We start from the raw sequence: 13,778 nt of genomic DNA, 5'->3' as shown, positions 1-13,778 counted from the left end.
TGACGACGAGACCCCATGGCCAATCCCAGCGCTAGCGCCTATAACGCAGACGCCATCGAAGTCCTCTCCGGCCTTGACCCGGTGCGCAAGCGCCCAGGCATGTACACCGACACCAGCCGGCCCAACCACCTGGCCCAGGAAGTCATCGACAACAGTGTCGACGAAGCCCTGGCTGGGCACGCACGCAGCATCCAGGTGGTGCTGCACGCCGATCACTCCCTGGAAGTCAGCGACGACGGTCGTGGCATGCCGGTGGATATCCACCCCGAAGAAGGCGTTTCCGGGGTCGAGCTGATCCTTACCAAGCTGCACGCCGGCGGCAAGTTCTCGAACAAGAACTACCAGTTCTCGGGCGGTCTGCACGGGGTTGGCATCTCGGTGGTCAACGCCCTGTCGAACCAGGTGCGGGTGCGCGTCAAGCGTGACGGCAACGAGTACCAGATGACCTTCACCGATGGTTTCAAGGCCACCGAGCTTGAGGTGGTCGGCAGCGTCGGCAAGCGCAACACCGGCACCAGCGTGTATTTCAGCCCCGATCCGAAGTACTTCGATTCCGCCAAGTTTTCCATCAGCCGCCTCAAGCACGTGCTCAAGGCCAAGGCGGTGCTGTGCCCGGGGCTGTCGATCAGCTTCGAAGACAAAGGCACCGGCGAGAAGGTCGAGTGGCATTACGAAGATGGCCTGCGCTCCTACCTGGTGGACTCGGTCAGCGAGTTCCCACGCTTGCCCGATGAACCGTTCTGCGGCTCGCTGGCCGGTAACAAGGAAGCGGTGGACTGGGCCCTGCTGTGGCTGCCCGAAGGCGGTGACAGCATCCAGGAAAGCTACGTCAACCTGATCCCCACCGCCCAGGGCGGCACCCACGTCAATGGCCTGCGCCAGGGCCTGCTCGATGCCATGCGCGAGTTCTGCGAGTTCCGCAACCTGCTGCCGCGCGGGGTCAAGCTGGCGCCGGAAGATGTCTGGGAGCGCATCGCCTTCGTGCTGTCGATGAAGATGCAGGACGCGCAGTTCTCCGGGCAGACCAAAGAGCGGCTGTCGTCGCGCGAGGCGGCCGCATTCGTCTCCGGGGTGGTCAAGGATGCCTTCAGCCTGTGGCTCAATGCGCACCCGGAACTGGGCCTGCAGTTGGCCGAACTGGCCATCAGCAACGCCGGCCGGCGGCTGAAGGCGAGCAAGAAGGTCGAGCGCAAACGCATCACCCAGGGCCCGGCACTGCCTGGCAAGCTGGCCGACTGCGCCGGGCAGGACCCAATGCGCGCCGAGCTGTTCCTGGTCGAGGGTGACTCGGCCGGTGGCTCGGCCAAGCAGGCGCGCGACAAGGAATTCCAGGCGATCCTGCCGCTGCGCGGCAAGATCCTCAACACCTGGGAAGTCGATGGCGGCGAGGTACTGGCCAGCCAGGAAGTGCACAACATCGCCGTGGCCATCGGCGTCGATCCAGGCGCCAGCGATCTGGCCCAGCTGCGCTACGGCAAGATCTGCATTCTCGCCGACGCCGACTCCGACGGCCTGCACATCGCCACCTTGCTCTGCGCGTTGTTCGTCCAGCATTTCCGTGCCTTGGTGCAGGCCGGGCATGTCTACGTGGCGATGCCGCCGTTGTACCGCATCGACCTGGGCAAGGAAATCTACTACGCCCTGGACGATGCCGAGCGCGACGGCATTCTCGACCGCCTGGTGGCCGAGAAGAAACGTGGCAAGCCACAGGTCACGCGCTTCAAGGGTCTGGGCGAAATGAACCCCCCGCAGTTGCGCGAAACCACCATGGACCCGAACACCCGGCGTCTGGTGCAACTGACCCTGGATGATGTCGAGACCACCTGCGAGCTGATGGACAAACTGCTGGCGAAAAAGCGCGCCGGCGACCGCAAGAGCTGGCTGGAGACCAAAGGTAACCTCGCTGAGGTCATGGTTTGAAGCGTCAGGTGCTGGCCGCGCTGCTTGGGCTGCTGTCGGCATCGGCGATGGCCAGCGACTGGCCTGAACTGCACATGCTCAGCGAGCACCCGATCGACGGCATGCGCGGCGGCAACCTGTCGGGCCTGGCGTACTGCCGCGGTGCGCTGTGGGGTGTGTCGGACCGCGACGACGACCGTATCTACCGCTTCGACCAGCAGGCGTCGGTGTGGCGCGCCGAGGCGGTACAGTTCACCCCGCCTCCGGTGCCGGAAAGCGGTCTGCCGTTCGGCCTGAAGGTGCGCAACTGGGCAGTGTCCTGGTTGCGTGGCGGCGAACTGGACTACGAAGGCGTCACCTGCGACGAGGCCGGTAACCTGTACCTGGTCAGCGAAGCCCACGCCGCGGTGCTGCAATTGCCGCCTGAGGGTGAGCCGCACTGGCTGAAGATCGATCAGGCGATGGTCCGTCAGGCACGCGCCAGCGGCATGCTGCTGCACTTCAACGCGCTGTTCGAAGGCGTGGCGATCAACCCCGCCGGCGACCGGCTGTGGCTGGCCGCCGAGCGTGAGCGGCGCGGTCTGGTGCTGGTTCAACGTCAGCAGTCGGTGTGGAACTGCGGGCACAGTTGCGTGCTGCTCAGCGAAGCCGGGGTCGAGATGCAGCCGGCGCAGATGCGCCGTCCACGGGAGCGGACACGGGATTTTTCCGACCTTGCCTACTATCAGGGCAAACTCTTCACCCTCGAGCGCAATGCCTATCGCATCTGCCGGCGCGACAGCGCCACCGGCGTGGTGGAACGCTGCTGGTCGTTCGCCGCCGATGCGCTGACCGAGCCACGCCGCTATGACCAGCCGTTCGGCCTGGCCGAGGCACTGGTGATCGACAAGAGCGGCGCCTGGATCGGCCTGGACAACAACGACGCTGACCGTGCCGATGGCGAACGCCGGCCGATCGTCTGGCGTTTCGCGGCCCCGGCCGGTGGCTGGAGTGCCAGGCCATGAGCCAGCCTGCTGGCAAACGTGCAGGCAAGGTGCTGATGATCATCGCCTGGGCCGCCGCGCTGTTTCTCGCCACGCGCTTTTTCGGTGAGTGGGAGGCGCGCCAGGACAACCCCAACAGCGAAGTGCACTCCGAGCACGGTGCCGGGTTCATCGAAGTGCGCCTGCTCGGCAATAGCCATGGGCATTTCGTCGCCGATGGCCTGATCAATGGCCAAGCGGCGCACTTCATGCTCGACACCGGCGCCACCGATGTGGCGATTCCCGAAAGCCTGGCCCGGCAGTGGGGCCTGGAACGCGGTGCGCAGGTAATGCTCAGCACCGCCAATGGCCGCACCGAAGGCTATCGCACCCGTCTCGATGAACTGCAACTGGGCGATATCCGCCTGCGCAATGTGCGCGCCGTGGTGGTGCCGGGACTCGATGACGAGCAGGTGCTGCTGGGCATGAGTGCCCTGAGACAACTTGAATTTACCCAACGTGGTGGCACCTTGCTGCTGCGCCAGAACCTGAAATGACGAGGCTCGCATGAGCGACTTAAAAGACAGTCTCGACGGCGTCGAGCGCCGCTCCCTGGCTGACTTCACCGAACAGGCCTACCTCAACTATTCCATGTACGTGATCATGGACCGCGCCTTGCCGCACATTGGCGATGGCCTCAAGCCAGTGCAGCGACGCATCGTTTACGCCATGAGCGAGCTGGGCCTGGATGCCGATTCCAAGCACAAGAAGTCGGCGCGTACCGTCGGCGACGTGCTGGGCAAGTTCCACCCCCACGGCGACTCGGCCTGTTACGAAGCCATGGTGCTGATGGCCCAGCCGTTCAGCTACCGCTATACCCTGGTCGACGGCCAGGGCAACTGGGGTGCGCCGGACGATCCCAAATCGTTCGCTGCCATGCGTTACACCGAGGCACGCCTGTCGCGATACTCCGAAGTGCTGCTCAGCGAAGTCGGCCAGGGTACCGTCGACTGGGTACCGAACTTCGACGGCACCTTGCAGGAACCGGCGGTGCTGCCGGCGCGCCTGCCGAACATCCTGCTCAACGGCACCACCGGCATCGCGGTCGGCATGGCCACCGATGTACCGCCGCACAACCTGCGTGAAGTCGCCAGCGCCTGTGTTCGGCTGCTCGACGAGCCCAAGGCCAGCGTCGAGCAGTTGTGCGAGCACATCCAAGGGCCGGACTATCCCACCGAAGCCGAGATCGTCACCCCACGCGCCGACATCCTCAAGATGTACGAAACCGGCAAGGGCTCGATTCGCATGCGTGCGGTGTACCGCGTCGAGGATGGCGACATCGTCGTCACCGCCTTGCCGCACCAGGTTTCCGGGGCCAAGGTGCTGGAGCAGATCGCCGCGCAGATGCAGGCCAAGAAACTGCCGATGGTCGCTGACCTGCGCGATGAGTCCGACCACGAAAACCCCTGCCGCATCGTCATCATCCCGCGCTCGAACCGCGTCGATGCCGCCGAACTGATGCAGCACCTGTTCGCCACCACCGATCTGGAGAGCAGCTACCGGGTCAACGTCAACATCATCGGCCTCGATGGTCGGCCGCAGTTGAAGAACCTGCGCACGCTGCTGGTCGAGTGGCTGCAGTACCGCACCGACACCGTGCGCAGACGCTTGCAGTTCCGCCTGGACAAGGTCGAAAAGCGTCTGCACTTGCTCGAAGGTCTGCTCACGGCGTTCCTGAATCTGGATGAAGTCATTCACATCATTCGCACCGAGGAGCACCCCAAGCAGGCGCTGATCGCGCGCTTCGACTTGAGTGAGATCCAGGCCGACTACATTCTCGAAACCCGTCTGCGCCAGCTGGCGCGTCTGGAAGAGATGAAAATTCGCGGCGAGCAGGACGAGCTGCTCAAGGAGCAGGCCAAACTGCAAGCCTTGCTCGGCAGCGAAGCCAAGCTGCGCAAGTTGGTGCGCAGCGAACTGCTCAAGGATGCCGAGACCTACGGCGATGCGCGGCGCTCGCCGATCGTCGAGCGTGCCGAAGCCAAGGCGCTGTCGGAAAACGAACTGATGCCGGCCGAGCCGGTGACCGTGGTGTTGTCCGAGAAGGGCTGGATTCGTTGTGCCAAGGGCCATGACATCGATGCCACGGGCCTGTCGTACAAGGCCGGTGACGGTTTCAAGGCCGCGGCGGCGGGGCGTTCGAATCAGTTCGCGGTGCTCATTGACTCCACCGGGCGCAGCTACTCCCTGGCGGCCCACAGCCTGCCCTCGGCGCGCGGCCAGGGCGAACCGCTGACCGGCCGCCTGACGCCGCCGCCAGGGGCAAGTTTCGACTGCGTGCTGCTGCCCGACGACGAAGCACTGTACGTCGTGGCCTCCGATGCCGGCTATGGTTTCGTGGTCAAGGGTGAAGACCTGCAAGCCAAGAACAAGGCTGGCAAGGGCTTGATCAGCCTGCCCAATGGCTCGAAAGTCATGGCGCCACGCCCTGTGGTCGACCGTGCCAACGACTGGCTGGCTGCGGTGACCACCGAAGGCCGCCTGCTGGTGTTCCGTATCGCTGACCTGCCGCAGTTGGGCAAGGGCAAGGGCAACAAGATCATCGGCGTGCCCGGTGAGCGGGTCGCCAGCCGCGAAGAGTACGTCACCGACATTGCCGTGCTTGGTGCTGGCTCGACCCTGGTGTTGCACGCGGGCAAGCGTACCTTGTCGCTCAAGGCGGATGATTTGGAGCACTACAAGGGCGAGCGCGGACGCCGTGGCAGCAAATTGCCACGTGGCTTCCAGCGGGTCGATGCACTGAAGGTGGATGTGCCGGGGTAATTTCCCGGTGCTATGTGGCTATTTCCTGATTGACGCCGCTTTAAAAGCTGGAGTCGGGCGCCCATTTCGCGGATGATAGTGCCCCCGCGGCGCCAGCCTGGCTGTACGCCCGAGCGACTTTACCGAGTATCACTGCGGCCTGCCTGGTGCAGCCGCCTGGATGGGATGAATGAGATTTCCACGCCTTCCATTGACGTTGTTGATGACTGGCTTGTTGGCCCTGAGCGGATGCAGCACGCACCAGCCGGTCGCCCTGTATCAGCTGGACAGTGGTCAGCCTGGCCAGCCGTCACAGGCTGCGGGCATGGCGGTGGTGGTGGGCCCGGTGTCGGTGGCCGATTACCTGCAACGTGAAACCTTTCTTCAGCGTCAGCCCGATGGCAGCCTGAGCGCCGCCACCGATGGCCGTTGGGCCGGTAGCCTGTCGTCCGACATCGATCAGTTGCTGGTGCGCCAGCTGGCCTGGCGCCTGGACAGCCAGCGCGTGGTGCTGGCCCCGGCCGGGGCCGGCTTCAGCCCAGACGTCCAGGTGCTGCTGTCGATCACCCGTCTGGATTCGGGCACCAAGCAACCCGCCATTCTCGATGCGCAGTGGCGGGTGCTGGATCGTCGTGGTCAGGTGCGTGACAACCGCATCGTCCACCTCGAGCAACCCCACGAAGGCAGCGAAAGCGCTCAGGTGCAGGCCCAGGGTCAACTGTTGCAGAAACTCGCCGAACAGCTCAGCACCGCCATCAAGCCCCTCGCCAACCAGCCCGCACTGGCCCAGGAACCCGCGACGAAGAAGTCCTCGACGCCGGTTCAGGTCAGAAAGGAGCGTGAGAAATCACGAATCCCCATGGCGGCACCGATCCGCACCGACATGGAAGTCTATCGCTTCTGAGTCAACGCCCATGAAAAAGCCCGCAGCGATGCGGGCTTTTTCATGGCTGGCGTTTGCTCAACTGCGGCGTTCGTGCATGCGTGCCAATTGACGTTCGAGCATCGACGGGTAGGGCTCGAGCAGGCGTTCGACGCAGCAGGCACCTTCGGGGCTTGCAATCGGGCGAATGCGCGCGCGCTGGCGGATCAGGTCGTCGTCACCGATTACGCGTTCGACCAGCAGCAGGTTGCGGCTGTGCTGCGACAGGGCCAATGCGTCCTGGGCCTTTTCGGCCATCAGCAGATCGACCTGATCCAGGCCATACAGGTCGTCATCCACGGTCAGGCCCAGTTGCAGTTGCAGGGTAATACCGCTGTCGGCCACCTCGATCTGCAAGGCATGGCCCAGGGCGCGCAGCAATTCGCCGCAGCAGATGGCGTTGGTCAGGTAATCGTCGCCGCACTGGCGGCTGTGGAACAGCAGCAGGGCGCTGCCGTCATTGAGCGAATGCAGCTCGCCTTCATACAGCGACACGGCCTGGTTCAGGCATTCGCGGTAGCGGTCGAGCAACTCGCTGAGGCGGGTGCGCGGCAGGCGGCGCAGTTGCTCCTGGGAGCCCAGTTGCACGGCAAGTACCGCACTGAATTGCGGCTCGCCGGACTCTTCGACTTCCACTGGCTGCGGTTCGTCGTCAAGCAGGCCGGCGAAGGCGGCGTCATCGTCTTCCTCGCCTGTTGCTGCGGCTTTGCTGCGCTGGCTGGCTTCAGGAATCGCGGCGCGCTCGCGCAGGGTCAGCGGAGCCTCGCCTGCTTCGGCGAAGTCTTCGTCGTCGTAGTCGGCCTCTGGCTCGGGTTCCGGTTCTGGCGGTGGCGGCGGGGCCAGGCGGGCATGCAGTTGGCGCGCCAGGTCGCCGATTTCATCCTGGCGGTCGGTGCCGGGGGTGAGGTGATGCGGGTCACGCAGCCACACCCGCAGTTGCAGCAAAGGGGTGGTGATGTAGCGGCCCAGGCGCAGGCTCAGCGTGAGTGCCAGGGCCAGCAGGATGGCGGCCATGATGCCCATGCTTTGCAGGCTGATGAGCATCGGTTGCTGGAATTGGCCCATGTCCAGGCTGATGCGCAGTTGCCCTGCGGTTACATCCTGGAAGGTGATCTTGCTCTGGTAAAGGCCTTCGGCCTCGCCCAGCAAAGTGTTCTTCGGCCGCTGACCGGCTTCGGCGAGGATGCGGTTATCGACGCTGTAGATCGCGGCATGGGCCACCAGCGGGTTCTTCACCAGATTGCCCAGCAGCACATTGAGGCTGAGGATGTCGTTGGCGACCAGCAGCTCGGTGGCCGAGCTTGCCGTCTGCAGGGTCAGGCTCTGGCCAACGGCATCGGCCTGGTCGTGCATGGCCTGCTTGAACTGCAGACCCATCACGCAGGCGTAGATCACCAGCGCCAAGGCCACCATGAACACGGTGTGGCTGGCGATGCGCAGAACGAGGGGGACGCGACGTTGGCGCAGGGCGCGGAAGAGCATCACGAAGAAGTTGTCGGGTTTAACAGGCGTGGGCCGGATCACAGAGCGCGGCTCTTTATGGCAAAAAGTGTGCGGGGGAGTATAGCGACAGGTGTTTTGCCGGCAAAGTAGGCGATGTGCCCGGTGGTCATGGAAAATCGGTAGAATGCGCATTTTTCATCATTTCGGAGCCAGGTCTTGCGCGAAATCGTCCTGATCAACATCACCGGTGAAGACCGCCCAGGCCTCACCGCTGCCCTTACCGGCGTCCTGCTCCAGGGCGGTGTGAACATTCTCGACATCGGCCTTGCGGTGATGCACGGCACCTTGTCGTTCGGCATCCTCGTCGATATTCCCGATAACGAAGTCGCCACGCAGCTGCTGCAAAGCGTGCAGAGCAAAGCCCACGAGCTGAATTTGCAGGCCCGATACACCCCGATTTCCGAGGCTGACTACCAACACTGGGCCGAGGGCCATGGCGACCAGCGCCACGTGGTCACGCTGCTCAGCCGGCAGATCACCCCCGAGCAACTGCAGCGCGCCAGTGCGGTGATTTCCCAGTACGGCATGACCATCGAGCGCATCGAACGTCTCTCGGCACGGGTGACTCTCGATGCACCGGTAGACAAAAGCCGCGCTGCGGTAGAAATCTCCGTGCGCGGTGAGCCGAGCGACGTGCAGGCGCTACGCGCCGATTTCTTCGCCCTGTCGAGCGAGCTGAGCGTCGACATTGCTTTCCAGAAAGACGACCTGTACCGCCGCAACCGGCGCCTGGCGGTGTTCGACATGGACTCCACACTGATCGAGGCCGAGGTCATCGATGAGCTGGCTAAGGCCGCCGGAGTCGGCGAGCAGGTGGCGGCGATCACCGAGCGGGCCATGCGCGGCGAACTGGATTTTCGCGCCAGCTTCACCGAGCGCATGGCGTTGCTCAAAGGCCTGGACGTCAGCGTGCTGGAAGAGATCGGCGCCTCGCTGCGCTTGACCGAAGGCGCCGAGAACCTGTTCGCCGAGCTCAAGCGCCTGGGCTATAAAACCGCCATTCTGTCGGGCGGCTTCAGCTACTTCGCCAAGCAGGTCCAGGCACGTCTGGGCATCGACTACGTGTTCGCCAACGAGCTGCAGGCGGTCGACGGCAAGCTCACCGGCGTTGCCGTCGAGCCGATCGTCGATGCCCAGCGCAAGGCCGAGCTGTTGCAGGAGTTGGCGATCAAGGAAGGCTTGCAGCTGGAGCAGACCATCGCCGTCGGCGACGGTGCCAACGACCTGCCGATGCTGGCCCTGGCCGGGTTGGGCGTGGCATTCCGCGCCAAGCCGCTGGTGCGCCAGTCGGCCAAGCAGGCCATCTCTACCCTTGGGCTGGATGGCGTGCTGTACCTGCTGGGCCTGCGCGACCGTCAGGCTCGCGCCTGATCGGCACTGCGCCATGAAAAAGCCCCGCAGCCGCGGGGCTTTTCATCATGCGGGAACGTCGTGCGCAGCAGCAGGCGCGGCGGCCTGGGCAGGCATGGCCAGCAACTGGCCCATGCGCACGGCCGAGCCGGCGCCGACGTCGCCCCATTTCATCTGGTCGGGGCCGAACAGCACCACCACCGTCGAACCCAGCTTGAAGCGACCCATTTCGGCGCCTTTTTCCAGGTGGATCGGCGCGCGGCTGGCTTCGTCGTAGCGCACGCTCTTGAGTTCGCGCTTGGGCGGGGTAACCAGGCCGGCCCACACGGTTTCCACCGAGGCGACGATCATCGCGCCCACCAGCACCATGGCCATCGGCCCGCGCTCGGTGTCGAAGATGCACACCACGCGCTCGTTGCGGGCGAACAGTTCCGGTACGTTTTCCGCAGTGGTCTGGTTGACCGAGAACAGCTGACCGGGCACGTAGACCATCTCCCGCAGGGTACCGGCCAGCGGCATGTGCACGCGGTGGTAGTCCTTCGGCGAGAGGTACACGGTGGCGAACTCGCCCCCCATGAACGGTGCCGCCAGGGCCGGGTCGCCGCCCAGCAGTTCCTGGGCGCTGAAACTGTGGCCCTTGGCCTGGAAGATACGGCCGTGCTCGATCTGGCCGACCTGGCTCACGGCACCATCGGCCGGGCAGAGAATGGCGTCTGCCGTGGTGTCGAGCGGACGTGCGTCGGCTTTCAGGGCACGGGTGAAGAAGGCGTTGAAGTGCTCGTAGGCGGTAAGGTCTTCGACCAACGCCTCGGACATGTTCACCTGATAGCGCTTGGCGAACCAGGCAGTGAAGGCATTCTTGAACCAGCGCACCCGGCACTCGGCCACGCAGCCGGCCAGGCGCGAGAGCAGGTGGTGGGGCAGCAGGTACTGGCTGAGGATGAACAAGCGGGATTTCATTGGGTTTCCTTAAACGTCTACAGGCGTGTCCGGGTGATTGCCCCATTCGCCCCACGAACCGGCATAGGCCTTGACCCGTGGATAACCGAGGGACTTGGCCACCAGGTAAGTGAAGCCGGAACGGCGATGACTCTGGCAGTGGGTGATCACTTCCTTGTCAGGGGTGATGCCCAGGCCCTGCAACACCTCGGCGATATCGGCGCGAATACGCAACTGATCATTGCTGTCGATGCCGGCGATCCATTCCAGATTGATTGCACCGGGGATGTGTCCGCCGCGGGCGGCGAGCACCTTGCTGCCGTTGAATTCCTCGGGCGCGCGGGCGTCCCAGATCGCCAGGTCGTCGGCGCCCAGGCGGCTTTGCAGGTATTCGCGGGTGGCGGTGGGTTCAGTGTGCAACTGCAAGGTCACCGGGGTGTTGGCGCTGGCCGGCACCTCGGTGCTGAGGGTATCGGCAGGCCAGGCCTGGATGCCGCCGTTGAGATAGTGATAGTGGCGATGACCGATGACGTCGAGCAGCCAGATGAAACGCCCCGACCAGGCGCCGCCTTCGTCGTCGTAGACCACGTAGACCGCATCGTCACGGTGACCGAGCTCACTGAACAGTCGCTGCAGGTCGGACATGGCTGGCAGCAGGCCCGGCGCAGGCGGCTGGCCGAGTTGGGTGCGTTTGCCGTCGATCCAGCGTGCGCCGGGAATATGCCCGCTGGCGTACCGATTGGCGCTGGTCAGGTCGACCAGGATCAACTGCGGGCAATCGAGGCGCGGCAGCAGGTCCGCGGCCTCGATGACCAGCGGCAAGCCGGAAAAGTCAGTCATCTACGGTCTCCGGAAAAAATAGCGGCCAGTGTAGCGCAAGCATCAGGCGCTGCGGTTACCGAACGTGGCCAGAGCGCGTTCGATGCATTGCGCCGTTTTGCCGAACGCCTGGACACTCAGATCGGCCAGCGGGCGCGCGTTCTGGTCGGCCAGCAGCACCATCAGCACCTGATTGTTCACTGCCAGCGAGCGGATCAGCAAATGCTCGCTGCGCAGCATGGCGCGCAGCGGTACAGGCATCAGCGCGCTGAACTGGCGATGGTTGTCGGGCGTCAGGCGCAATTGCGCGGCCTGATTGAGCAGGCGCTCGAACAACCGATTGCCGACGGTGGGCAGACTCAGCGCCATGGCCTCCCTGGGCAGCCCGGCAGTCTGCTGCACGCGCAGGCATTCGTTGACGCGGTCGACCGAGAGCAGCATCACACGGGTAAAACCGCAGGCGGTGAGGGCCTCGCGGGCCTGGGTCGAGAGGTGCACGGCATTGCTGAAGCGGCTTGGTTGCGCCAGCAGGTCGCCACACAGTTCACGCCAGCGTTCCAGCTCGTCAGCAGCCGGTGGGGAAGGCGCCTGCATATCGGGATGCTGACGGCGGTGCTGCCAAGGCCAGAGTAACGCTTCGGCCGGGTGGAACAGGCCGGCGCGGGCATGGCGCCGGGCGCTTTGCGCGGCCTGTTGGTGAACCTGATTCTGCACGTCTTCCAGCGAGGTTTGCAGATACAACGCCGTGAGTAACTGCCAGCGCAACAGGTGCGGGTTGTCCCAGCCGACCTGTGCCGCGAGGGCCAGATTGTTGGCCAGCAATACGGTATTGGCCGGCTGATTGAACCAGCGCCGCAATCCAGCCTCGGCGTCCAGGCGGTGCTGTTGCTCCAGCGGGTCCTGGGCGCGGGCGATGGTCAGCACCTGCGCCAGCAGATCGCGTTCTTCGAGCAGCAGGCGATAGCCTTGGGTCACCCACTCCGGGAGGCGCCAGTGCTCGGCCACGGCGCGGCACAGCTCCAGAATGCGCACGCCGAACAGCTCGTGCTCGACCTCGGCGGCCACCTCGCCCTTGTGAATCACTCGCAGCTCCCAGGCATCGAGCAGCGCCGGATAGACCAGCGCCAAAGGCCACAAAGGGGAAAGGAACAACAGGCTGCCCCAGTGGATTTCCTGCCACAGACGCGCCAGGCGGCTGGCGAACAGACCGCTGGCCTGCTGGCTGGCGTGCTGGCTGATCTGCACGAACTGGTTGAGCACCGGCGGCATGTCATCCCTGGGTAGCGCGGGCAGGCGCCCGAGCAATTGCGCGCAGCGACCCAGGCCCAGGCGGTTGAGCGCCACCTCCAGGCTTTCAGCCGGCTCGGCCTGGCTGGCATTGGCCGAATGGTTGGCCTCACGCATCACCGACAGCACCAGGGCGGGGCTGCCTTGCATCAGTTCGGCGATGTCACGCATCGAGCGGCGGCTGTCGTTGATGGCCGACAACACGCGGTCGTGACTGTCCTTGGGCACCGGGACGCGGACGCCATCGAGCAGCTTGACCCAGGCCTCTAGCGTCGAGGGAATCTGAGCGGGCACCTTGGTTTCACTTGGCATTTTGACATCAGTCCGAACTGGCTTTTCGCTAGGAGTGCCTATAGTCTGGCGCAGTTCTGCCGATAAGTAGAAGAAGAGTTTCAGAGCACCCCTCCCGGTCCTTGATCACATCCGCTAATGCGTTGAACTTATGGCTAAAATTATCGGCATCATCATCGTATTCGCCAGCGTGCTCGGCGGTTACGTGCTCTCCCATGGCAAGATCGCGGCACTGATTCAGCCATTCGAAGTGCTCATTATCGGTGGCGCTGCGCTGGGCGCATTCATTCAGGCCAACCCCGGCCACATGACCATGCATGTGTTCAAGAAGTCGCTGAAGATGTTCGGCTCGCGCTTCAACCACGCCTTCTATCTTGAAGTGCTCGGCCTGGTCTACGAGATCCTCAACAAGAGCCGTCGCGAGGGCATGATGGCCATCGAGGCCGACATCGAAGACCCCGCCGCCAGCCCGATCTTCAGCAAATACCCGACCATCGTCGGCGACGCCGCGATGACCGCGTTCATCTGCGACTACCTGCGCATCATGTCCACCGGCAACATGGCGCCCCATGAGCTGGAGGGGCTGTTCGACATGGAGCTGTTGAACATGAAGGAAGAACTCGAACACCCATCCCACGCCGTGACCGGCATTGCCGACGGCATGCCGGGCTTCGGTATCGTCGCGGCGGTACTGGGTATCGTGGTGACCATGGCCTCGCTGGGCGATGGCGACCAGGCGGCCATCGGCATGCACGTCGGTGCGGCGCTGGTGGGCACCTTCTTCGGTATTCTCGCCGCCTATGGCTTCTTCGGGCCGTTGGCCAACTGCCTCAAGCACGACGCCAAGGAAGAGCTCAACGTGTACGAGGCGATCAAGGCCTCGCTGGTGGCCTCGGCCTCCGGCATGCCGCCGTCGCTGGCGGTGGAGTTCGGCCGCAAGGTGCTTTATCCGGGCCACCGGCCAAGCTTCGCCGAGCTGGAACAAGCGGTGCGCGGTCGCTGAG

At 64.3% G+C, this 13,778-nt stretch carries 11 protein-coding genes; 7 read left to right on the top strand and 4 right to left on the bottom strand.

What is annotated here, in order from left to right:
- Window positions 1-15 precede the first annotated feature (15 nt).
- The 5 genes from parE to LK03_RS03255 all read left to right on the top strand — a co-directional run bounded on the left by parE (window position 16) and on the right by LK03_RS03255 (window position 6,567).
- Window positions 16-1,920 carry a DNA topoisomerase IV subunit B gene (gene parE / locus LK03_RS03275; protein ID WP_038411047.1) on the top strand — a complete coding sequence of 635 codons (1,905 nt, stop codon included), beginning with the start codon at window positions 16-18 and terminating at the stop codon, window positions 1,918-1,920.
- On the top strand, window positions 1,917-2,903 hold the full coding sequence (locus LK03_RS03270; RefSeq protein WP_038411046.1) for an esterase-like activity of phytase family protein: 987 nt from the start codon (window positions 1,917-1,919) through the stop codon (window positions 2,901-2,903). The genes parE and LK03_RS03270 overlap by 4 nt, the downstream gene beginning before the upstream one ends.
- Window positions 2,900-3,418: a retropepsin-like aspartic protease family protein gene (locus tag LK03_RS03265; RefSeq protein WP_038411045.1), complete on the top strand. Its 519-nt coding sequence runs from the start codon at window positions 2,900-2,902 to the stop codon at window positions 3,416-3,418. The genes LK03_RS03270 and LK03_RS03265 overlap by 4 nt, the downstream gene beginning before the upstream one ends.
- A 10-nt stretch (window positions 3,419-3,428) precedes the next feature.
- On the top strand, window positions 3,429-5,684 hold the full coding sequence (gene parC / locus LK03_RS03260) for a DNA topoisomerase IV subunit A (protein WP_038411044.1): 2,256 nt from the start codon (window positions 3,429-3,431) through the stop codon (window positions 5,682-5,684).
- A gap of 169 nt (window positions 5,685-5,853) precedes the next feature.
- A complete protein-coding gene (locus LK03_RS03255) occupies window positions 5,854-6,567 on the top strand; it encodes a PqiC family protein (protein ID WP_038411043.1) in 714 nt (237 codons plus the stop codon).
- A gap of 57 nt (window positions 6,568-6,624) precedes the next feature.
- Here LK03_RS03255 and LK03_RS03250 read toward each other — a convergent pair whose 3' ends face one another.
- A complete protein-coding gene (locus tag LK03_RS03250; RefSeq protein WP_038411042.1) occupies window positions 6,625-8,109 on the bottom strand; it encodes a histidine kinase in 1,485 nt (494 codons plus the stop codon).
- 135 nt (window positions 8,110-8,244) lie between these two features.
- On the opposite strand from LK03_RS03250, the gene serB reads away from it, so the two are divergent.
- The gene (gene serB, locus LK03_RS03245; RefSeq protein WP_038411041.1) at window positions 8,245-9,459 is read left to right on the top strand and encodes a phosphoserine phosphatase SerB; all 1,215 of its coding nucleotides are present in this window, start codon (window positions 8,245-8,247) and stop codon (window positions 9,457-9,459) included.
- A 45-nt stretch (window positions 9,460-9,504) separates the two neighbouring features.
- Here serB and asd read toward each other — a convergent pair whose 3' ends face one another.
- The 3 genes from asd to LK03_RS03230 are packed head-to-tail and all read right to left on the bottom strand — an operon-like array spanning window position 9,505 to window position 12,795.
- Window positions 9,505-10,398: an archaetidylserine decarboxylase gene (gene asd / locus LK03_RS03240; RefSeq protein WP_038411040.1), complete on the bottom strand. Its 894-nt coding sequence runs from the start codon at window positions 10,396-10,398 to the stop codon at window positions 9,505-9,507.
- Window positions 10,399-10,407: 9 nt separating this feature from the next.
- A complete protein-coding gene (locus LK03_RS03235) occupies window positions 10,408-11,217 on the bottom strand; it encodes a rhodanese-like domain-containing protein (protein ID WP_038411039.1) in 810 nt (269 codons plus the stop codon).
- Window positions 11,218-11,259: 42 nt separating this feature from the next.
- A complete protein-coding gene (locus LK03_RS03230; protein WP_038411038.1) occupies window positions 11,260-12,795 on the bottom strand; it encodes an HDOD domain-containing protein in 1,536 nt (511 codons plus the stop codon).
- Between the two features lie 130 nt (window positions 12,796-12,925).
- Here LK03_RS03230 and motA point away from each other — a divergent pair, with 130 nt between their 5' ends.
- Window positions 12,926-13,777 carry a flagellar motor stator protein MotA gene (gene motA / locus LK03_RS03225; RefSeq protein WP_028695008.1) on the top strand — a complete coding sequence of 284 codons (852 nt, stop codon included), beginning with the start codon at window positions 12,926-12,928 and terminating at the stop codon, window positions 13,775-13,777.
- Window position 13,778: the final 1 nt, after the last annotated feature.

Source organism: Pseudomonas cremoricolorata, assembly GCF_000759535.1.
Classification (GTDB): Bacteria; Pseudomonadota; Gammaproteobacteria; order Pseudomonadales; family Pseudomonadaceae; genus Aquipseudomonas; species Aquipseudomonas cremoricolorata_A.
Note: the sequence above shows the minus strand (reverse complement) of the source record. Positions and strands in the feature narration are given on the sequence as shown.